General features: G+C 62.9%; 17 protein-coding genes. 6 read left to right on the top strand and 11 right to left on the bottom strand.

The genetic code is table 11. The features are described 5' to 3' along the window. Positions 1–448 precede the first annotated feature (448 nt). From CYJ17_RS06650 to CYJ17_RS06605, 10 genes are all read right to left on the bottom strand, one after another. On the bottom strand, positions 449–1,132 hold the full coding sequence (locus CYJ17_RS06650; protein WP_244899274.1) for a transcription antitermination protein NusB: 684 nt from the start codon (positions 1,130–1,132) through the stop codon (positions 449–451). Beyond that, complete coding sequence (gene efp / locus CYJ17_RS06645) at positions 1,132–1,695, bottom strand: elongation factor P (protein ID WP_016442826.1); 564 nt, start codon at positions 1,693–1,695, stop codon at positions 1,132–1,134. Before efp ends, CYJ17_RS06650 begins: the two co-directional genes overlap by 1 nt. Positions 1,696–1,742: 47 nt before the next feature. Continuing rightward, a complete protein-coding gene (locus tag CYJ17_RS06640; protein WP_101594822.1) occupies positions 1,743–2,264 on the bottom strand; it encodes a shikimate kinase in 522 nt (173 codons plus the stop codon). Beyond that, entirely contained in the window at positions 2,261–3,472 is a 1,212-nt protein-coding gene (gene aroC / locus CYJ17_RS06635; RefSeq protein ID WP_101594826.1) for a chorismate synthase, read from the bottom strand. Before aroC ends, CYJ17_RS06640 begins: the two co-directional genes overlap by 4 nt. A 130-nt stretch (positions 3,473–3,602) precedes the next feature. Further along, positions 3,603–4,223: a prepilin peptidase gene (locus CYJ17_RS06630; RefSeq protein WP_101594829.1), complete on the bottom strand. Its 621-nt coding sequence runs from the start codon at positions 4,221–4,223 to the stop codon at positions 3,603–3,605. Between the two features lie 154 nt (positions 4,224–4,377). Continuing rightward, on the bottom strand, positions 4,378–5,769 hold the full coding sequence (gene mltG / locus CYJ17_RS06625) for an endolytic transglycosylase MltG (RefSeq protein ID WP_101594831.1): 1,392 nt from the start codon (positions 5,767–5,769) through the stop codon (positions 4,378–4,380). After that, positions 5,762–6,253 carry a Holliday junction resolvase RuvX gene (gene ruvX, locus CYJ17_RS06620; RefSeq protein WP_101594835.1) on the bottom strand — a complete coding sequence of 164 codons (492 nt, stop codon included), beginning with the start codon at positions 6,251–6,253 and terminating at the stop codon, positions 5,762–5,764. Before ruvX ends, mltG begins: the two co-directional genes overlap by 8 nt. Then, positions 6,253–8,934 carry an alanine--tRNA ligase gene (gene alaS, locus CYJ17_RS06615; RefSeq protein WP_101594840.1) on the bottom strand — a complete coding sequence of 894 codons (2,682 nt, stop codon included), beginning with the start codon at positions 8,932–8,934 and terminating at the stop codon, positions 6,253–6,255. The genes ruvX and alaS overlap by 1 nt, the downstream gene beginning before the upstream one ends. Positions 8,935–9,171: 237 nt before the next feature. Beyond that, entirely contained in the window at positions 9,172–9,792 is a 621-nt protein-coding gene (rpsD, locus tag CYJ17_RS06610; RefSeq protein WP_016442833.1) for a 30S ribosomal protein S4, read from the bottom strand. Between the two features lie 111 nt (positions 9,793–9,903). After that, a complete protein-coding gene (locus CYJ17_RS06605; RefSeq protein ID WP_101594844.1) occupies positions 9,904–11,247 on the bottom strand; it encodes a replication-associated recombination protein A in 1,344 nt (447 codons plus the stop codon). Between the two features lie 156 nt (positions 11,248–11,403). Here CYJ17_RS06605 and CYJ17_RS06600 point away from each other — a divergent pair, with 156 nt between their 5' ends. Both CYJ17_RS06600 and CYJ17_RS06595 read left to right on the top strand, forming a co-directional pair. Next, positions 11,404–14,031, top strand: a complete 2,628-nt coding sequence (locus tag CYJ17_RS06600; RefSeq protein ID WP_244899275.1) for an MMPL family transporter — start codon at positions 11,404–11,406, stop codon at positions 14,029–14,031. 7 nt (positions 14,032–14,038) lie between these two features. After that, the gene (locus CYJ17_RS06595; RefSeq protein WP_180948620.1) at positions 14,039–14,587 is read left to right on the top strand and encodes a DUF421 domain-containing protein; all 549 of its coding nucleotides are present in this window, start codon (positions 14,039–14,041) and stop codon (positions 14,585–14,587) included. Between the two features lie 113 nt (positions 14,588–14,700). Here CYJ17_RS06595 and aspS read toward each other — a convergent pair whose 3' ends face one another. Continuing rightward, complete coding sequence (gene aspS / locus CYJ17_RS06590; protein ID WP_101594853.1) at positions 14,701–16,557, bottom strand: aspartate--tRNA ligase; 1,857 nt, start codon at positions 16,555–16,557, stop codon at positions 14,701–14,703. A gap of 253 nt (positions 16,558–16,810) precedes the next feature. Between aspS and CYJ17_RS06585 the strand changes: the two genes are divergently transcribed. From CYJ17_RS06585 to CYJ17_RS06570, 4 genes are all read left to right on the top strand, one after another. After that, the gene (locus CYJ17_RS06585; protein WP_101594856.1) at positions 16,811–18,277 is read left to right on the top strand and encodes an MFS transporter; all 1,467 of its coding nucleotides are present in this window, start codon (positions 16,811–16,813) and stop codon (positions 18,275–18,277) included. Positions 18,278–18,415: 138 nt separating this feature from the next. Beyond that, positions 18,416–20,524 carry a DEAD/DEAH box helicase gene (locus CYJ17_RS06580; RefSeq protein WP_101594860.1) on the top strand — a complete coding sequence of 703 codons (2,109 nt, stop codon included), beginning with the start codon at positions 18,416–18,418 and terminating at the stop codon, positions 20,522–20,524. A gap of 100 nt (positions 20,525–20,624) precedes the next feature. Then, on the top strand, positions 20,625–20,996 hold the full coding sequence (locus tag CYJ17_RS06575) for a hypothetical protein (protein ID WP_101594864.1): 372 nt from the start codon (positions 20,625–20,627) through the stop codon (positions 20,994–20,996). Positions 20,997–21,135: 139 nt separating this feature from the next. After that, complete coding sequence (locus CYJ17_RS06570; RefSeq protein ID WP_145989730.1) at positions 21,136–21,621, top strand: hypothetical protein; 486 nt, start codon at positions 21,136–21,138, stop codon at positions 21,619–21,621. The last annotated feature ends 202 nt before the right edge of the window (positions 21,622–21,823 follow it).

Genomic DNA, 21,823 nt, shown 5'->3' with positions numbered 1-21,823 from the left:
GATAGACACCAACTTTGAAAATTTCAAACCTCCAATAACGATCACCACAATCCGTAGTCTCGTTACGGGCCTATGGTATCTGATGACAGCGCTCATCACTGCGATTATTGCTTTCATCCTCTTGCTTATCAGGTCCAGTTTGTTATCTCGGCACCGTGAACAAGAACTTCTTGAACTCATGGCTCTCGATAGCGTTAGCACCGATGGCGGGCCACGCATACTATCTGGTGAGGGATGGAAACCTAGCTCTTCATCGAGCGGATAAAGTGATCGTCTCTCATCGCCTAGACCATACAAGCGTCGTCTAGACCATAACAAGCGCAATAATGGCGGGTTTCCACAGCATACTTGTGGAAACCCGCCATTATTTGCACGGTGTTACGGGTGAGATTTTCTCTTCACAATAACCCGGTGCTTTCTCAGCGGTCAGCGAAGCATGACGTACGCGCTAGGCGTGGGGTTCATCGGTAGCAAGCGTTGACTCTCCCCGGCTGTCCTCAGGCACCTGAGTCGGCGAATTAGCTGCGGATACCGCCAGACCGGCATCGCCGGCTTCGGGAGCATCCAGCTGGCCGGTGCGGATAGCATCAATAAGGCCCGCCTCGTCGGATTCCGAAAGCTCGCTTTCTTCGCCAGATTCCACCGCGCTAGCGGCGTCGTCGTTCTGAAGAATAGGTGTGCTGCCACTTTCCTCACGTTCGCGGATATCGGCAGCCTTGTTGAGCACGCCCATCACGAAACCGACTGAGCGGTCCGTGGAGAATTCGCGTACCAAGTTGGTCCACTCCACGATAACGGCACCGCGGAAAGTCCCCAGGTACATGAGTTCGGCAACCGCGCCGCGCAAAGCGCTGCGATCCACCGCGTTCATGCGCTCGAGGGCCCAATCCTCCGAGGATGCCTCAATGAGGGTATCCACCTGCGAGATTTGCTGCGCGTATGCGGTCACGATCTGCGAGCCGAATTCCCCGATGGGAACCTGGGCCGTGGAGACACGCTGGCGTTCGGCAAGGAGCTCGAGAATACCCGCTTCCGAGGTGATGTTCTTTTCATCAGCTTCGAAAAGCACATCCAAGGCGCGATGGCGCTGGGTGGAGCGGCCCGTGGACCGGCGTTTCTTCTGTTTAGCCATTAGTCGTTCGCCCGGGAAATGTATTCACCGGTGCGCGTATCAACCTTAATCTTGTCCCCAATATTGAGGAAGAGCGGCACCTGGAGTTCGTACCCGGTCTGCACCGTAGCCGGCTTGGTGCCCGCATTCGAGCGGTCGCCCTGGAGACCCGGTTCGGTTTCCGTCACTTCGAGGATCACCGAAGCGGGCAGTTCCACGAAGAGCACATTACCTTCGTGGAAAGCCACGATGGCCTTCTGGTTCTCCAGCAGGAAGTTCGCGAGATTGCCCATGACTTCAGCGGTGACGGGAACCTGTTCGTAGGTATCCTCATCCATGAAGATGAAATCAGTGCCGTCATGGTAGAGGTACTGCATATCGCGGCGGTCCACGGTGGCGGTTTCGACCTTAATGCCCGCGTTGAGGGTGCGATCCACAGTCTTGCCGGAGAGGACATTCTTCAGCTTGGTCCGCACGAAAGCGGGGCCCTTGCCCGGCTTGACGTGCTGGAACTCAACAACCTGCCACAGCTGGTTGTCGAATACCAGGACCATGCCATTCTTCAAATCATTGGTTGTTGCCACAAGGTATCCTTTCAGAAATAGTCCTCCCCAAGTTTACACGGGGAGTTTCATCTTTGCGACGCACACGCCTCCAGGGCCGCGCGGATCCGGCGTACCACTCGATGCGGGGAACCCCCATCCGAAGTTACCGTCACGCTGGCCACATCGCGGTAGAGCGGTGTGCGCTCCCGGTCGAGTTCGCGCAGCCGCGCCGCCGGATTATCCTCAAGGAGCGGGCGGCGGGTGCGTGATCCGGTAATGCGCCGCACCAGAATATCCATCCGCGCTTCGATAAGAACTACGGGATAGCCGCGCAGTGCCCGGCGGGTGGCCTCACTCAAAATAGCGCCTCCCCCCAGGGAGAGCACACCGTCAAAATCCGCCAGGGTCCGCGCGATAATATCGGCTTCCAGCCGCCGGAATCCCTCTTCGCCTACCGTCTGGAAAATCTCGGGGATGCTCTGCCCGGTTTCGCTGACGATAAGAGCATCCGAATCCGCGAAAGGAAGCTCAAGATCTTTGGCCAGCAGCTTTCCCACGGTCGATTTGCCCACTCCCGGCATCCCGACCAGCACTGCCCGCACGCTCATCGGCGTTCCTCCGGGATGCGGTTCAGGTAGGCGCGCACCGCCGCTTGGGTATCACCGAGGGTATCCCCGCCGAATTTATCCTGGATTGCTTCCGCGAGAACAAGCGCCATCATCGCTTCGCAGATAACCGCCCCGGGAACCACGGCGGTGGCATCGCTGCGCTGGTGCAGCGCGGTGGTGGCTTCCCCGGTTTCGGTATCAATCGTGCGCAGGGCCCGCGGGACGGTAGAAATCGGCTTAAAAGCAACCCGTACCCGGATCGTTTCCCCATTGGACATGCCGCCTTCGATGCCACCCGCACGGTTGGTTAGGCGATGCACGCCGTCTTCCGTGCGGACAATCTCATCATGGGCCTGGCTGCCGGGCCTGCCGGCGGTGGCGAATCCGTCCCCGATTTCCACGCCTTTAACGGCTTGGATCGACATCATGGCGCGGGCCAATTCCGCGTCGAGACGCCCGTAGGGGGTTGCGTAACTGCCCAAGCCTTGCGGCACGCCGTAGGCAAGAACTTCGACGACGCCGCCCAGGGTATCCCCCGCGCTTTTCGCCCGATCAACTTCTTCCATCATGGCCTGCGCCGTGGCCTCATCCAGGCAGCGCACCGGCGAAGCATCGAGAGCCGCCGCATCGCCCGGCCCCGGAACGGTATCCGAGGTATCACGCACTCCGCCTAGGGCCACCACGCGCGAAATAATAGTGATTCCGGCGCTTTGGTTCGCGTATTCGCGGGCGATGGCGCCCAGAGCCACCCGGGCCGCGGTCTCCCGGGCCGAGGCACGCTCGAGGACATTCCGAGCATCACTGTGATCGTATTTATTCATGCCGGTGAGATCGGCGTGCCCGGGCCGGGGCGCGGTGAGGCGCTTATTGCGGGCAAGTTCTTGGCTATCTCCCCGCCCGGCATTACGCAGCAGGGCTTCGGGTGGGACCGGGTCCACGGACATGACCGCTTCCCATTTGGGCCATTCGGAATTCTCAATAACGAGGGCGATGGGTGAACCGAGGGTGGCTCCGTGCCGCAATCCGGTGAGAACGTGCAGCTTATCCTGTTCGAATTTCTGGCGGGCACCGCGACCGTAGCCGAGCCGGCGGCGGGCCAATTGATCCCGAATGGTATCCGAACTCAGGCTCAGGCCCGCCGGGATCCCCTCGATAAGCGCCACGAGGGCTGCTCCGTGGGATTCCCCCGCTGTTGACCACCGAATCATGCGCCGTCCTTCCCCGTTCCTTTATTCATAGATCCCGTTCCCCATCCTGGCCACCCGTGCTGGTGCCAGATGAGTAAGCGGTTCCGTTCCGCCCGCCGTGGCCCGGTACTACCGGGATGCGGGCGCCTACCTATCCTAGCCCGGCCAGCCAGGCGAGGGCGCCACCGCCCATGAGCCACGGCCCGAGCGGCACCGCATCAGCCAGGGTGAGCCGGGCGCTCAGCACCCGCACCGCGGCGAAAATGCCCGCGCCCAGCACGCTGAGGAGTAGAGCGAGCCCGAGCTGCGGGCCCGTCCACCATCCCAGCACGATGAGCATTTTGACATCACCCCAGCCGAGCTGGGCGAAGCGATGCGCCACGTAGCCTCCCAGGCCGGCCATGGCTCCGATACCGATATCCTCCCACTGCCCGCGCAGCGCGATCCCCGTGAGTGCGGCTCCCCCGGCCGCGGCCAGCAGCGGATCGGGAAGAAGCTGCACCCGCGCGTCCACTACCGCGGCAAGCGCCAAGAATGCCCCGCAGATGGCTTCGCAGAGGAGCGCAAGCGTACCGGCGCCTAAAAGTGCTCCGGCCACCAGGAGCGCGCCAGCAGCGCCAGCTGCACTAACCGGGCGCCCACTGCTAAGCGCACCTACCGTACGCCACCACCCTAGCCCCGCCCAGCACAGACTCAGGCCCAGTAGGAGCACGACCGCTACCGGTGGGCTGAGTGCGCCGCGCAGGATGCGCTCGCGGGAAAAGAAGGTCATGCGCTCAGGTTACGGATGCCCCAGCGCCTCAGCCAGTACCCGCTTGCGCCCTGTGGATAGCATCGCCATTTGGGCAACCTGGGGATAAGTACCGGCACCGCCGAATGGGCACGTGCCAAAGCAGCTTGCGCCGTCGTACCTATACGCGGCTGCGCTAGTGGTCCTTCTTCTCTCCGTCCGGGTGCGCGGCGTACCACTCGCGGAATTCGGCCTGGAAACGCATCTGCTCCTCGTAATCGGCCGTGAACTTCGTTTCCCCGGTTTCCAGATTGACGGTGGTGAAGTAGAGCCAATTACCCTCGGCCGGATTGACGGCCGCTTCAATGGCCTCTACCCCGGGTGCCCCGATAGCGGTGGGCGGCAGGCCCTTCACCCGGTAGGTGTTATAGGGATTATCCGCATCCAATTCGGCCCGGGTGGGCACCCCGCCGGATTTACCCACCCCGTAGAGCACAGTGGAATCCATCTGGAGCCGCCCAGCGACCTCCGGGGCGTTATCCCCCAGCCGGTTCTCAATAACCCGGGCAACTTTCGGATAATCAGCCGGATGCCCTTCACGTTCCACAATGGACGCCGTGGTGAGTACCGCCTGCCACCGGCTCCGCTCCGCACCGCTGGCTTCCAGGCGCCCCACCTGGACCTCCACCATCTGCTGGAGTGCCTCGGTCACCGTGGTATTCGGATCGAAATCATAGGTTGCGGGCGCCAGCCAGCCTTCCACATTCCCGCCGGCTTCCGCGGGCAGCCCGATAGCTGCGGCGTCGTTCATCGCGTCTTCGACCACGCCAACATCGATATCCATGAGGTTACCGAGCCGGTCCCGCACCTGCCATTTCGTGAAGCCTTCGGGAATCGTCACCTTAATTGTGGCGGCATTGGCCGGGTCCAGCAGCGCGGACAGCGCGGCCGATGCGGACATCTGCTCGCGCAGGGTATAGGCCCCGGCCTGGATACCCGTGGAGCGCGGGTCGCGGGAAAAGACATCAATAAATGCGCCCTCGGTGGCAACAATATTTTTTTCGGCGAGCACCGCGGCGATCTGCCGCCCGGTGGCCCCTTCCGGAATCCGCACCACTACCTGGCCGGTTCCTTCTCCGCTGTAATCGCGCACGGTATCCGAGCTGTGCAGCAGGCGCGGGAAGAAAATAACAGCCGCCGCGGTGAGCGCGGTAACAAGCAAAACAGTAATAATTCCGGTGGTGATACGACGACGCCTACGCAAGCGGGCCCGCTCATTGCGCCGCGCCGCGGCCCGGCGCCGGGCCTCCGCGGCATTGCGGCCTTCTGAATTTCCCCCCGATGAGCTACGCCCGGCCGGCACCCGCCCAGAGCTTCCCCGCCCCTGCGCGCCGCGCCCGTGCGGATGACTTCCACGCGCCGCACCCCGCTGGGAGCCGCCCCGTAACTCGCTTCCTCGCGATGCCGCGCCGCGCAACTCGCCGCCCCGCTGCGAGCCAGCCCCGTGAGACCTCCCCCGCGCACCCGATTGGCGACGGCGCGGGGTATCGGCGTCGTCCGCACTCAAGCGGTCAAAAACGTCACTCATTATCGCCTTTCGCTTCGCTTTGCGCTTCGGTTATCTCCGCCACGAGTTCGCCGGCAGGTGCGCCGGTGAGCCGCTCTGCTTCCAACGCATTATTAAGAATAACGGTCGCGGCAACCTGGTCAACAACGGCGCGGTGGCGCCGCGAGCTGCGCCCCGCCTCATGCAATTGGGCGTGGGCGGCTACGGTGGAGAGGCGCTCATCGAATAACCGCACCGGCACCGGGGCGATACGCCGGGCTAAACGCCGCGCCCACCTGCGCGAATACCGCGCGGAGGCCCCTTCGCTCCCGTCCATATTGCGCGGCAAGCCCACGATCACCTCAATGGCGCCGCGCTCGCGCACCTCGCGAGCAACTTCACTCACGTCCGTGCCGTTCGCCGGGAGCGTGGCGATCGGAGTGGCGAGGATACCGTCGCTATCGCAACTGGCCACGCCCGTGCGTGCCCGCCCTACATCCACTCCGATCCGTACGCCTCGCCGCATTAGCCGCGCAGCTCCGCTTCCAGAACCGCGAGGGCTTCATCCAGCTTCGTCACATCCGAGCCGCCGCCCTGCGCGAGGTCCGGCTTACCGCCGCCGCCCCCGCCCAGGATCTTCGCCGCGCGCGAGACCAGCGCCCCGGCCTTCATCCCGGCACTGCGCGCCGCTTCGGACGCCGCCACCACGATGAGGGGCCGCTCATTGCTAATCCCGGTGATAATCACAATGAAATCATCGGAAGGCGCCAGCCGCCCGCGCACCTCCGTGGCGAGCACCCGCAGGTCATCCGCGCTTTCCACCACGCCCAGGTGAGCGCGGTAGAGGGTGCGATTGCCCAGGTGCACGCCCTGGGAAATAACCGTGTCTACCTGCCCCACAATATCCTTCTGGCGCAGCGCCGCGATTTGCTTTTCGGCCGCCTTGAGCTTGCCGAGCATGGTGTCGATACGCTCGGGAAGTTCCTCCGGGCGCACCCCCATCATCGCGGTGAGCTGGGAAACCAGGGCGCGTTCGCGCGCCCCCTGCGCGTAGGCGCTTTCACCCACCAGCGCGTCAATACGGCGCACCCCGGAACCGATGGAGGATTCACCCAGCACGGTAATCATCCCGATTTCGCCGGTATTCGCCACGTGGGTGCCGGCGCAGAATTCCCGCGACCAGGCATCGTCAATGGAGACCACCCGCACAATATCGCCGTATTTCTCCCCGAAGAGCATTTGCGCCCCGAGTTTCTTGGCTTCTTCAATCGGGTATTCGGCCCACGTGACTTCCAGGTTGTCCTGGAGGCGCTCATTGGCGCGCGCTTCGATCTGCGTCATCACGTCCACCGGGATTTGCGAACCGTGCCGGAAGTCGAAACGGAGCCGCGAGGGAGCATCCTCGGAACCGGCCTGGGTGGCCTGCTCCCCGATAAATTCGTGGAGCACCTTGTGGATCATATGAGTTGCGGTATGTGCCTGGGCGATCCGGTGGCGGCGCAGGGTATCGATTTGTGCGTGCACAATATCGCCCACCGCGATGGTCCCTTCGGTCAGCGAGCCGCGGTGCACATGCAGTCCCTTGACGGGCGCCTGCACGTCAACGACGTCGAACATCCCGCCCCCGGCCACGCTAATGGTGCCGTGATCGGCCAGCTGCCCGCCCATTTCGGCGTAGAAGGGGGTCTTGTCCAAAATAACATCGGCATCGGAGGGCGCGCTCACCGCCGGCACCGGCACCCCATTTTCGAGGATGGCCACCACGCGCGCTTCCGCGGCTTTCTCGAAGTAGCCGAGGAAGGAGGTGGGCCCGCCCTGCGCATCGAGAATCTCATGGTACACGTGGGCATCCACGTGCCCGGTTTTCTTCGCCTGGGCATCGGCCCGCGCGCGTTCGCGCTGCTCGGTCATAAGGGCCCGGAAGCCCTTTTCGTCCACGTCCACACCCTTTTCGGCCGCCATTTCCAAGGTGAGGTCAATGGGGAAACCGTAGGTATCATGAAGAGTGAAGGCCGCCGAGCCGGGAATAATCACCTTGCCGGTATGCGGCGCGCTCTTTGCGCTATCCACGGCCGCCGCGAAAATCTGTTCGCCGGTAGCCAGGGTGCGCCGGAAGGCGGCTTCTTCTTCCACCGCCACCTGGTGAATCTGCCCGAAGTTTTCCTCCAGATCGGGGTAGGACTCCTTCATGGCGTTCTTCGAGGTTTCCACCAGATCCCCGAGGACCGCGGCATCCACCCCGAGCAGGCGCACCGAGCGGATGGCCCGCCGCATGAGCCGGCGCAGCACGTAGCCGCGTCCGTCATTGCCCGGGCGCACGCCGTCGTTAATAAGCATCATGGCCGAACGTACGTGATCGGCGATCACGCGCATGCGGACGTCGTCTTCTTCGTTTGCGCCGTAGGTACGCCCGGTGAGTTCCTGGGTGCGGGCAATAACCGGCCAGACCTCATCGGTTTCGTACATATTATTTTTACCCTGGAGCAGGAAGGCGATACGTTCCAGGCCCGCGCCGGTATCGATAGCGGTTTGGTCCAGCTCCCCGAGCAGCGGGTAGTCACTACCCGAGCCTTCCCCGCGCCGGTACTGGTCGAAAACGAGGTTCCACACTTCCAGGTAGCGATCCCCGCCCGGGTCCACGGTTCCGCCCACGGCATCCGGGCCGTATTCGGGGCCGCGGTCGTAATGAATCTCCGCGCAGGGGCCGGCCGGTCCGGGCTGGCCCGTGGACCAGAAAATCTCTTCCCGGGTCAGTTTGACGATATGGGCCGGGTTCACGCCCACCTCAACGAGCTTATTGAACGAGACCTCATCTTCTTCCCAGATGGTCACCCACATCCGCTCGATTTCCAGGCCGTAGCCGCCTTCGTCCAGCGGCGCGCACAGCAGCCCGAAGGCCAGATCAATAGCGCCTTCCTTGAAGTAGTCCCCGAAGGAGAAATTGCCGCACATTTGGAAGAAAGTACCGTGCCGCGTGGTTTTGCCCACGTTATCGATATCATTCGTACGAATGCACTTCTGCACCGAGGCTACCCTCGGCCACGGAGCTCGCTGGGTTCCCACGATATAAGGAATGAAGGGAACCATGCCGGCAATCGTGAACAAAATGGACGGATCGGGCGACACGAGGGGCACGGACGGCTCAATATGATGGTCGTGCTTCGCGAAGTAATCCAGCCAGCGCCGGCGAATCTCAGCGGTGCGCATACGTATTTGTCTCCTTATGACTTATGTGGCCGAGCCGGCCACGCACCTATGGTACAGGCTCTCCCAGCCGCTATTTTCGAGGCGCGGGCGGGAGTGGCATATTTTTTACGACGACGCCGCGGCTACCTGCGTGGGCGCTAGAAGCAGCGGCGGGCATCGCTGTCACATAGCTACCAAGCTATGAAATAAAGAAAGGGCACACCTTTGCGGGTGCACCCTTCCTCACGTCCCACCGATTTAGCGGGAGTAGTATTCAACGATCATCTGGACATCAGCCTGGACCGGAACTTCCACGCGGCGCGGGCGGCGCACCAGGGTGAACTTCAGCTTCTCCAGGTCAACATCAAGATATTCGGGAACCGCGGGGAGCACATCGCGGTGCGCGCCCTGCGCGGCCACGAGGAACTGCGGGGAGGCCTGCGACTTCGGCTTGACCTGCACAACCTGGCCCGGGGTCACGCGGTAGGAGGGGAGGTTGACGATCTTGCCGTCCACCATCACGTGGGAGTGACCCACAACCTGGCGAGCCTGGGCGATGGTACGCGCGAAGCCGGCGCGCAGCACCAGGGCATCCAGGCGCATTTCCAGCAGCTCCACGAGGTTTTCACCGGCCAGACCATCCTGGCGGCGCGCTTCTTCCCACACGCGCCGCATCTGCGCTTCGCGGATGCCGTACTGGGCGCGCAGGCGCTGCTTTTCCTTGAGGCGGACCGAGTAGTCGGAATCCTTGGTGCGGCCGCGGCCGTGCTCACCGGGACGGTAGGGGCGGCGCTGCATATAGCGCTCGGCCTTCGGGGTGAGGGCGATGCCCAGGGCGCGCGACTGACGCACGGCCTTACGAGAACGATTTCCTGCCATGAATTATCTCCTGTAGATGTACGTTCCAGCGCCGAGTGGCGCCGGTTCGGGGCCAACACAATCGGCTAAGACCCCAGGTGTTACTTCTCGCAAAGCAACCGAACTAGTGTATCAGTTCTCCCGGCCCAGCACCTCGCGGTTACGGGCCAGGCGCGGGGTGATATTCGCCTCGTAGCCGCGGGTGGTGGGTTCGTAATACCGGGTGCCCTCCAGGCCCTCCGGCATAAATTGCATGGGGGCGATACCTTCCTCGTAATCATGGGCGTAGCGGTAGCCCTCCCCGTAGCCGCGTTCGGCAGCACCCTTGAAGGAAGCATTGCGCAGCGCCAGGGGCACCGGGGAGCTTTTCCCGGCCCGCACATCGGCAATCGCGGCATTAATCGCGCGGTAGGCCCGGTTGGATTTCGGGGCGGTGGCCAGGTGCACCACGGCTTCCGCCAGGATAATTCGCGCTTCGGGCATCCCCACCAGCGCCACGGCCTGAGCCGCCGCGGTGGCGGTTTGCAGCGCGGAAGGATCAGCCATCCCCACATCTTCAGCCGCGGAAATCATGAGGCGGCGCGCGATGAACCGCGGGTCCTCCCCCGCCTCTAGCATGCGCGCCAAATAATGCATGGCCGCATCCACATCCGAGCCGCGGATCGACTTGATAAAAGCGGAAATCACCTGGTAGTGCTCATCACCATCGCGGTCGTAGCGCACGGTGGCACCATCGGCGGCCCGCGCCACATCTTCCACGCTCACCCGGTGTTCCCCGCGGGCGCGCGCCCCGTCCACCGCGGCTTCCAGGAGGGTCAGGCTGCGCCGCCCGTCCGCCCCGGCCAGGCGCACCAGGTTAAATTCCGCATCCTCGTCCAGGGTATATGCCCCGCCCAGCCCGCGCTCACTGGTGAGGGCTCGATTGATGATGGCGCGGATATCGTCGTCGTTCAAACCGCGTAGCGTAACGAGAAGCGAGCGTGAGAGTAGCGGCGGCACCACGGAAAAGGCCGGATTTTCGGTGGTCGCGGCCACCAGGATCACCCACCCGTTTTCCACGGCCGGTAGCAGCGCGTCCTGCTGCGTTTTCGAGAACCGGTGCACTTCGTCAATAAAGAGCACGGTTTCGGTGCCGCTGCTCACCAGTTTGCGCCGGGCGCTCTCCACCGCGGCCCGCACGTCTTTCACCCCGGCGCTCACCGCGGAGAGCTCAATAAAATCGCGCTGCCCGGACCTAGCGATGAGGTACGCGAGAGTAGTTTTCCCCACCCCGGGCGGTCCCCACAAAAATACTGACGACGGCGCAGACCCGGCCTCCGCGTCAATGAGGCGGCGCAAGGGCGCACCGCGGGCGAGCACCTCATCCTGACCTACCACCTCGGTGGCCGTGCGCGGGCGCATCCGCACCGCCAGCGGGCCGGTATCGGAATCAGGCACCCCGCGGGCATCAACTTGGCTACTTTCGAAGAGATCCACCCTCCCAGTCTACGAGCTCGGCGCTTAGGCGCACGCGCGGGCCGCGCACCGGGTACGAGCACCGGGTACGGGCAGCATGCGCGAAAGCTCCAGGTCAAGCGTTCAAAGATGGCTTAAAAACCGCTATTTTTCGGGAAAATGAGCGATAATAGAGGCATGACAGAGTTGTTAGCGCGTGCCTCTATTCGCCACCCGTGGAGAGTCATCATCACCTGGATATTGTGCGCCGTTGTTGCCGGTATCGCCGCACTGTCAGGTTTCGGCCAGGGAGGTCTGTTCTCCCGCATGTCCTCCACCCAGGGCCTCACCACCGGAACGGAATCCGCCCGTGTCCTGGAACTCACCGATTCCCAGGGTGATTACCGCATGGTGGCCGTGATCCACGGCGCCGCGAACCCGCAGGAACTCACCGCTGATATTGCTGATCTCAGTGAGAAGATCGCGAAAATCCAGGGCGTTGCCAGCGCGGTGAGCTCGCCCTCCCTCGTGCGGGAAGCCGAAGCGGAAGGCGCCGCCCAAGCGGAGGAAAAGGCGCGCGCAGAGTACCAGAAAGCCGCCGCCGCGGCCCAGCAGCAACTCGCCGCCCAGATTGAGGCGGCTACCGCGCAGCTCATGCGCGCCGGCATGCCGCGCGAAGCTGCCCAGGCCCGCGCCACCCAAGAGGTGAGCGCCGCGGCGGCCGCGGCCCAGGCGGGACAACCCAGCGAGGAAGAAGTCATCGCCTCCGCGCGTGACGAAGGCATCGCGCAAGCCCGCACCCAGGCGAGCGAGGAAACGGCCGGTTTGCGCGCCGCGAGCGGCTTCGCCCTTGTCATCACTTTCACCTCGGATGCGAAAGGCGAAGCCACCGAGGCCGAAGTCCAGGAAGCGCTTGATTCTTTCGCGGCCGCTCACTCTGTCCAGGTGGATGCCACCTCCGCGAATGCCGCGATGACCGCTATTAACGATGTGGCTCGCCACGATCTGGTGCGCGGGGAAGCCATTGGCCTGCCCGTGGCCCTCATCCTCATGGTGCTGGTCTTCGGCGGGGTTCTTACCGCCCTCATGCCGCTGGCCGGGGCTATTGTGGCCATCATTATTACCCTGGGCGGTATTTGGCTCCTCACCTTCGTGGCGGATGTGGATTCCTTCGTGCTCAACGTGGTCTCCATTATCGGCTTGGCGCTGTCCATCGATTACGGGCTGCTGGTGGTTTCCCGCTACCGGGAAGAAATCACCCGCGGTATTGAGAAACGCTACGGGCCGGGCGTGCACCCGGAGAAGAAAGACCTGGCCGTCATTATGGAAGGCGCGCTGGCCACCACTGTCCGCACCGCCGGGCGCACCGTGATCTTCTCCGCCGTCACCATCGCTTTTGCCATTGCCGGGCTGCTGGCCTTCAATTCCCGCATTATTCGGGTGATTGCCATGGGTGGTTTCGTCGTCGTGCTGCTCGCGGTTATTTCCGCGGTGAGTTTGGTGCCCGCCCTGTTGCGCATTGCCGGGCCGCGGCTGGCCCAGCCTTCCGTGCTCGCGAAGATTCCCGGGTTGGGGCACCTCATGCGCGCGGTGGGTGATACCCATACCGATCACGGGGTGTTCTCGCGGATTGCCGGCTGGGTGCAGCGCCGCCCGTGGGTGATTATGACTGTGGTAACGGCCATCCTCGTGGTCATGATTATTCCCATTAAGGACACCACTTTACGCACGGATACCAGCGAATATATTCCGGTGAGCTCGTCCCCGGGCACCACCCAGGAGATTCTCAAACGCGATTACCCAGATTTGAGCCAGCCGGCCATTACCGTCCTGGTGAAGGGCGACGCCGCTGCCCTGCGCGAGCAATCGGAGTGGATCGCCGGGCTGCCGGCGGTATCCAAGGTCGGGGAATCCACGAAGATGGATAACGGCTGGCATAACCTCGGGGTATTTGTCAGCGGTGGGGATCCCACCTCCGCCCAGGCCACTAATACCGTTCGCGATATTCGCGCCCACGCGGACAGCGCCGCGAATACGGAGATTCTGGTGGGAGGAAGCGCGGCCATCCAGATTGATTTCAATCAGGTACTGCGCGAGGGTGCACCCATCGCTTTCGCGGTGGTGCTACTCGCGGTCCTCATCTTGCTCTTCCTCATGACCGGCTCGGTGCTGATCCCCCTCAAGGCCATCATTATTAATTCCCTCTCCCTGGTGGCCTCCCTCGGGCTCACCGCTTTCCTCTTCGATAACGGCCTGCTGGGCTTGCCGGAAACTAACGGACTTACCGCGGTGGTGGTGGCCTGCGGCCTGGCCTTCGGTTTCGGGCTTTCCATGGATTACGAAGTATTCCTGGTGGCCCGTATGAAGGAATATTGGGATGCCGGGGAATCGAACGACCGGGCGGTGTCCCTGGGCTTGCAGCGTTCCGGGCGGATTATTACTTCCGCGGCCGCGATTATCGTGGCGGTTTTCGTGGGCTTCTGCTTCGGGCAGATGCTGGCGATTAAGGAAGTGGGTGTGCTGCTGGCCATCACCGTCATTGCGGATACCAGCCTCAGCCGTATCCTCCTGGTTCCGGCCACCATGACGGTGCTGGGCAAGTGGAATTGGTGGGCGCCGCGCTGGCTTTCGCGCATCTACCAGCGTTTCGGGGTATCCGAAGGCGGGCACCGCACCCTCGAACACCACGAACCGGCAACCGCCAAGGGCAGTGCGCCGGTAGCGCTCCCCGCGGGTGCTACGTCGGGAAGCGCCAGTACCACCGATGCCGCCGCAAACGCGAGCACCGCCGCACCGGCGCCACGCGGCCGGCACGCCGCGCCATAATGGAGGCATGTCTGAGATCGATCACCTGAAACTACCCGAACTCCTAGGTATCACCTGGTTGCAAGCGGGCGCCATCGCGGTGGCCACTTGCCTCATCTACCTTTTCCTCGTGGTGATTCTGCGGGCCCTGGGGCAAAACGTGGTGAGCCGACTCTCCACCTCGGATATGGCGGCCGTCGTCGTTATTGGAGCGATCGCGGGGCGCGTCACCCTCGGGCATACTCCCACCCTGGCCGGCGGCGTCGTCGCCCTTCTCACCCTCTTTTTTATGCAAGCGCTGCTGCGCTTTATCGCGCTCTCCCACCGCGGGGAGGCCTGGGTGCACGCGCGGCCCGTCGTTATTTGGGCGCGCGGGGAACTCACGCCCGCGGCGCGGCGGCACTCGACCACCACGGAAGAAATCATGATGGCCGTGCGTTTGCGCGGCGTTGCGTGTGTGGACGACGTCGCAGCTGTCATCCTCGAACCCAATGGGCAGCTATCGGTGCTTACCGGGCCGGCCGCCGCGCTTGATCCGCGCTTGCTCGCGGGTGTGAAAGACGCCGAGCGCATCTGAGTACGCTCGGCGTCTTCCTTCTACACCGCTAGCTTTTTCGCGGCTGCCGGCTACGCGGCAGCTGAGCCGCTACTTTCCCGCAACTTGGCCGCTACTTCCCGGCAACCGGGCCGCTACTTTCCAGCAGCTGCTCCGGCATTCTCACCGGCCGCCGGTGCTTCCTCCGCGAGGGGCGCCCCGGTTGCGGCATCTACCGCGCCGGAGCGAGCCTTCGGGGTGGCATCCACACCGGCTTCCTTACGCTGCTGCGCGGTAATTTCCGCGGGGGCATCGGTGAGGGGATCCCAGCCGTTGCCGATCTTCGGGAAAGCGATAACGTCGCGAATCGACGGCGCCTTGACCAGCAGGGACACAATGCGATCCCAGCCGAAAGCGATCCCGCCGTGCGGGGGCGCACCGAATTTGAAAGCTTCGAGGAGGAAACCGAATTTCTCCTCGGCGGCTTCCTTATCGATACCCATGACCTTGAAGACGCGCTCCTGGATATCGCGGCGGTGGATACGGATGGAACCGCCACCAATCTCGTTACCATTGCAGACGATGTCATAAGCATTCGTCAGCGCGCCGGCCGGATCGGTATCGAAAGTATCGAGGTGCTCGGGCTTGGGAGCGGTGAAAGCGTGATGGACGGCGGTCCAGCGTGAACCGAGGGCCACATCGCCTTCCGCGGCGGCCTGGGAAGCCGGCTTGAACATGGGGGCATCCACCACCCACACAAAAGCCCAGGCATCCTCATCAATGAGGCCCACCCGCTGGCCAATTTCCAAACGGGCCGCACCCAGCAGTTCGCGGGAGAAGGTCGGCTCACCCGCGGCGAAGAAAATGCAATCCCCGGGCTTGGCGCCGGTGGCTTCGGCCAGGCCAGCGCGTTCCGCATCGGTAATATTCTTGGCCACCGGGCCACCCAGGGTGCCATCCTCCGCGATGGTGACGTAGGCTAGGCCGTGTGCACCGCGCGCCTTCGCCCATTCCTGCCACTTATCGAAAGTGCGCCGCGGCTGGGAAGCCCCGCCGGGCATGACCACCGCACCAACATAGGGGTTCTGGAAGACCCGGAAGGTGGTGTCCTTAAAGTATTCGGTCAGGTCGATGAGTTCCAGCCCGAAGCGCAGGTCCGGTTTATCCGAACCGTACTTTTCCATGGCGTCCTTGAAGGTCATCCGCGGAATCGGGGTGGCCAGGTCATAGCCGATGAGCTTCCAGATCTCGCGCAGCACTTCTTCGGCCACCGCAATAACGTCATCTTGGTCAACGAAGCTCATCTCCACGTCCAGCTGGGTGAACTCCGGCTGGCGATCCGCGCGGAAATCCTCATCGCGGTAGCAGCGGGCGATCTGGTAGTAGCGTTCCATCCCGCCCACCATGAGCAGCTGCTTAAAGAGCTGCGGGGACTGCGGCAGGGCGTACCAGGTTCCCGGGTTGAGGCGCGCTGGCACAATAAAATCGCGGGCGCCTTCCGGGGTGGAGCGGGTGAGGGTCGGGGTTTCGATCTCCACGAAATCATGGCCGTCCAGTACCCGGCGGGCCGCCTGATTCACCTTGGCGCGCAACCGCAGCGCCTTCTGCTCATAAGAGCGGCGCAAATCCAGGTAGCGGTACTTGAGACGAATATCTTCGGAGACCTTGCCGGCCCCTTCGGCGTGATCGGAGACCTGGAAAGGCAGGGCTTCGGCGGAGCTGAGGACCTCAACGTCCGTGGCCTCCACCTCGATCTCCCCGGTGGCCAGGGCGGCATTCGCATTGCCTTCCGGGCGTTCGCGCACGACCCCGGTCACCTTAATGCAGAATTCGTTACGCAACTCGTGCGCAATTTCTTCACGGACGGTCACCTGGGCGATACCCGAGGCATCGCGCAGATCAATGAAGGCGATACCCCCGTGGTCACGGCGGCGATCCACCCACCCGGTCAGCGTCACTTCGCTGTCAATATCACTTGCTCGCAGCGAGCCGGCATAACGAGTACGTAACACGCTTTTGTCACTCTTTCTTATCGTGGGAAACGGCTAGACGGGCCGTCCTAAGGTGCTTGCGAGACGAGCAAGCACCGGCTCCATGGTAGAACCCGCGGCACGCTCCGGGCAAAAGTTACGCTCCGGCTGCTCGCCGAACACATCCCGTTGCGCTCCGCCGCCGCATCACGCCGCCCCACGGTGGCACACACCACCGCATTTACCGTGCTCCGCCTCTTCCTTTCTGCCCCCTTTCGCTGGTCTAATGGATCTAATGAGCAGGTATCTATCTCCGGAGCGCGAACGCCTTTTCCGTATTTTTTCCGTTGGCTTTATTTCGCTCGTTGCTTTTGAGAGCATGGCGGTCACCACGGCCATGCCTACCGTGGCGCGCGCTTTTGACGGCCAGAACCTTTACGCCCTCGCGCTCGGCGTGGTACTTGCAGCCCAGTTAATGACGACGGCGCTCGCCGGGGAATGGTCCGATTCCAAAGGCCCGCATTCCTGCCTGTACACCGGCGTTGTGCTTCTCACCGTGGGACTCACGATCTGTACCGTCTCCCCCAGCATGGAAATTTTCGTGGCCGGCCGCGCTATCCAAGGCCTGGGCGGGGGCCTCATTATCGTGCCCTTCTACACCATCGTGGGCAATAGCGTGCAGCCGCGTCGTCGCCCCGGATTCTTTACCGCGTTCGCCGCGGCCTGGGTCCTCCCCTCGCTTTTCGGCCCGCTGCTCGCCGGAATTATTGTTGAGGCGATGTCCTGGCGGTGGATTTTCGGTTTTGTGCCGGCCACCATCCTGCTCATCGGGCCCTTCTTCTTTATTGGGATGAATAAAATCCCAGATATTGATCGGGTCAAGAAGCCGATGAATATTCGCACCATGGTCATTCCGGCCTTCGGCACCGGTGCCTTAGTGGCCTGCCTGCAAATTATGAGCGGGGCAACGGAGCATAGTGCGCACACCTTCGCCATTATCGGCGTGTGCGGATTCGCTTTGCTTTTCTGCGCCCGCCCGCTTTTCCCGCGCGGGACTTTCCGCGGGGTACGCGGGCTGCCCGCAACTATTGCCACCCGCGTTCTCCTCGGTACCTTCACCGCAATTGAGATGTTTTTGCCGCTCCTGCTCCAGGATGTGCACGGGTGGAGCCCGGTGGAAGCCGGTCTTATTTTGTCGGTCGGTTCGATTACCTGGGCGGTGGGATCGTATTTCTCCGGGCGGATCACCAATGCCGCGCTGCGCCTGCGCCTGCCGCTATGGGGCTCGATTGGTGATGCTATCGGCCTTGCCCTGGTGCTGGCTGGCTCGCATCATGCTCTGCCCGGAAGCCTCGTTATTATCGGGTGGGCTATCGCGGGTATTGGATGCGGCTTCGCGTTCCCGGCACTGAGCGTGCATGCGCTCGCCTGCACCTCCCAAGAGGGCCAGGGCCGCACTTCTTCCGCGCTCCAGGTGGCCGATTCCATGGGGACTTCGCTGGTAGCCGCAATTATTGGGATTATTTATTCGGTGCTCACCCCGCCGCAGGATATTGCGCTGATGGCCGGCATCGCGGTGTCCATTGCGCTGACCATTGCCGGCGCGGTGGTGGCCAGCCGCATTGTGCCACCGGCGGGCAGCGAGGCCGCGGAAAATCTTGCCGAATCGCAGCGCCTGAGCGGCGTGGGTCCGGGCGGAGAAAAGCTGAGCGGCTCGGATATGCTCAGCGAAGATTCCAGCGCCGGCCCGGGTGCTCACTAGCCCCCCGGCAGCAGCGAACTACCCCTTTGCCCTACCGAACAGAGGGCAAGCTCACCGCATATATCCAGCGCTGGGCTTGCACCCCGGAGTAAACTAGTAGCGGCGCGTTTGCGCCCCCTGTGCCTATGTTAGGAATTCATGTCTGAACATCTCGGCGAAAATACGCCGTCTGATTCTTCCTCCACCGCCACCCCGGCGACTTTCGCTGACCTCGGTCTTTCCGAGGAAACGCTCACCGCTATTCATGCTCTCGGTTTTGAACACCCCTCCCCGATCCAGGAGCAGGCCATTCCGCTGCTGCTCAGCGGGCGGGATGTTATCGGCGTCGCCCAAACAGGAACGGGGAAAACTGCCGCTTTCGGTTTGCCGCTTCTGGAACAGGTGGATACTAGCAGCGCCGTCGTTCAAGCTCTGGTGCTCGCACCCACCCGCGAACTCGCGCTCCAGGGCGCGGACGCCATTGAATCTTTTGCGCGCGGCACGGATACCAAAGTGCTGGCCGTGTACGGCGGTTCGCCCTATCCCCCGCAGCTGCGCGCCCTCGAAAACGGTGTGCATGTGGTGGTGGGCACGCCCGGCCGCATTATGGATCTTATTGATCGCGGTGCGCTCGTGCTCGACCACGTTTCTTATTTCGTTTTGGACGAAGCGGATGAAATGCTGCGCATGGGCTTCGCGGAGGATGTGGAAAAGATCGCCTCCGATCTGCCCGCCGAGCGCGTATCGGCACTTTTCTCCGCCACCATGCCCCCGGCGATTCGCCGCGTGGCCGATTCTCACCTGAACGATCCGGAGGAGATTACCGTCACCCCGCCGGCCTCCACGGTTGCGAATATCACCCAGGAATTCGCGGTGGTTCCTGCCCGCCGCAAGGTGGGTGCCCTCGCCCGGGTCCTCGCGGTTTCTGAGGCCGACGCCGCCCTTGTATTCGTGCGCACTCGCGCCACCGCGGAGGACTTGGCGATTGAGCTGGGTACCCGCGGGGTGGCCACCGCGGCGCTTTCGGGCGACGTCGCCCAAAAGGATCGCGAACGCCTGGTCTCGCGCCTGCGCGACGGCACCCTGGATGTTCTGATTGCCACCGACGTGGCCGCGCGCGGCCTGGACGTGGAACGCATTGGGCTGGTCGTCAATTTTGATGTGCCGCGCGAAGCCGATACTTACGTGCACCGCATCGGCCGCACCGGCCGCGCCGGGCGCGAGGGCCGCTCGCTCACCTTCGTGACACCGAAGGAACTGCCGCGCCTGCGCCGCATCGCGAAAACCACCAAATCGAAGATGGAAGAAATCGATCTTCCCACCCCGGCCGAAGTCTCGAAGCTGCGCGCCGCCAAACTCATGGAGCAGGCCCGCACCCGTTTCGACGCCGGGCGCCTCGGGGTCTACCGCGAGGTCCTCGAGCAATTCTTGGCCGCCCAGCAGGAGGCGCAGCAAGATAAGAACGACGACGCCGCAGACTCCACCGCTCCCCTCCCGCTTGACGAGAGCGTTGGAGAGGCAGCAAGCTCAGTTCCGGCTGACTCGGAAGGCGCCGTCGTTACCGATACTGTAGAAGGCAGCGAGAACGAAACCGGTACCGGAAACAATACCGATGTCGAGACGGAAACCAGTGCAGAAAACGAGGCTGCGACCGAAACTCCCGCACCGATGAGCCTCGAGGATATTATCGTGGCGCTGCTGGCCTTGGGCGTGCGCGATCCCGGGCCTTCCGCGGATGAAGAGGAAAGCTTCACCGGGGAGGACAGCCGCGATTCCTTCAAGAAGAAGCGCCGCGAGGCCCGCGAATTCAAGGGCGGGAAGCGTTACCGCATCGAAGTGGGGCACAAGGACCGGGTACGGCCGGGCGCGATTGTTGGCGCGCTCACCCACGAAGGCGGGCTGCGCGGCTCGGACCTGGGTCATATCGATATTTACCCCACCTTCTCCCTGGTGGAAATTGGGGTGCCGCTTTCTCCGGAAGCCCGCCGGCGTATTTCCGAGGCCCAGGTTTCCGGGCGTGCCCTGCGGATTTCTGAAGACAGTGGCGCTCCCGCTGCGCGCCGCGGCGGCCACAGCCGTTCGGACCGCGCGGGGCGTTCGGATCGGGGCGCACGCGGAGACCGGCGCGGGCGTGGCCGCGGTTCTTTCAACCGTGGCGATGAGGGTGATTATGGTTCGGATTACCGTTCTGAGCGGCGCTCGGATCGGCGCCATGATCGGCATGACCGCGGGGAGCGCCGCGGTGGGCGCGGGTGGCGGCGTTCATAGTTTGCGCTTCCCGGTGTTCACGCGCTGGTAACCATCTCCCGGTAGGGTGGGCGTGGGTGGATAATCTTTCATCCATCGCCACGCTTCCGAGGAGAATTCCATGCGTAAATTTGTTGCCGGTCTTGCAGCTATCTGCACCGCATTCACTCTGACGGCCTGCTCGAACGGTTCCGGAAAGGATGCCGCACCCTCGCGTGATGAGGTTGTGGCCGGACTTAACAAGGGATTCAATTCCGCTATTGAGGAGGCGGGTAACAAGCTCCCAGCCGGACTTCACGAATCCATTGTTACCGGATTCGTTGAGTGTATGGCCGATGGTGCTATCGAACAAGGTGTCTCCGTAGAAGGCCTCAAGATTATTGCCAACGGTGACGTAAAGAAATTCGATGAAGTCTCTAAAGAAGACAACGATATCCTCCAAAAGGTAACGGAGAACTGCGCCACGAAGCTCGTCGGCCAGCCCCAGGGGTAATACTTCGCATCGTTACGCATCTTCATTCAAGCACCCGCGAAGCGGCGCAAGGCGGTGGATTTCACGCGGGCGCCCCGCGGGCGAAAGCCGCGTAGCTGATAGTATCTACTTGTTTTATTCCGCATGGAAATGAGTGAAGATGCGTAAACTTTTAGGTGCAGCAGCTGTGGCATGTCTCGCGGTGGGCCTGGCTGCCTGCTCGGGTAATAGCGATAAGTCGGAATCGGCTTCCCCGGCTCCGGAATCGTCGGCTGCCGCTTCGGCGCCGGCGGCTCCCTCGGCAGCGGATGCGAGCCCCGCTCAGCCTTCCGCGCCGATCACCGATAAGGGCCCGGCAGCTATTGCAACGGACGGCCCGGCCCCTACCCGCGATGAGGTGAGCGCCGGTATGCTTGCCGCTACTTCCGAGCTGCTCAAGAACACCCAGGATATCCCGGAAGCTCAAAAGGCGCTGCTCCCCAGGCTGGTGGAGTGCACGGTCGATGAAGGGCTCAGCCGTGGCCTATCCGAGCAGGGCCAGCGTAATATCGCCGCGCAGATCCTTTTGCTCTCGCAGGAAGACCAGGCGATTATGAGCGAAGCAGCCAAAGTCTGCGGGGAAAAGTTCGGGGCCAATACCCAGTAATCATTGGGCCGGCTGCCGGCACAGGATGCGAGTCTCGATACATAATTAATTGCTGATCGTGTTCCTGGCGCGCACTTTGTACGCCGCGGATAGTCTGTGTTGCAGATAAGCCTGTACCGCAGATAAATAGCAGATGACTAAGGGCGGGAGTCTCCATTTAAGGAGGCTCCCGCCCTTAGTCCGCTGTGCTTATGCACGCCGC

The organism is Actinotignum timonense (assembly GCF_002860685.3).
Lineage (GTDB): Bacteria > Actinomycetota > Actinomycetes > Actinomycetales > Actinomycetaceae > Actinotignum > Actinotignum timonense.
Note: the sequence above shows the minus strand (reverse complement) of the source record. Positions and strands in the feature narration are given on the sequence as shown.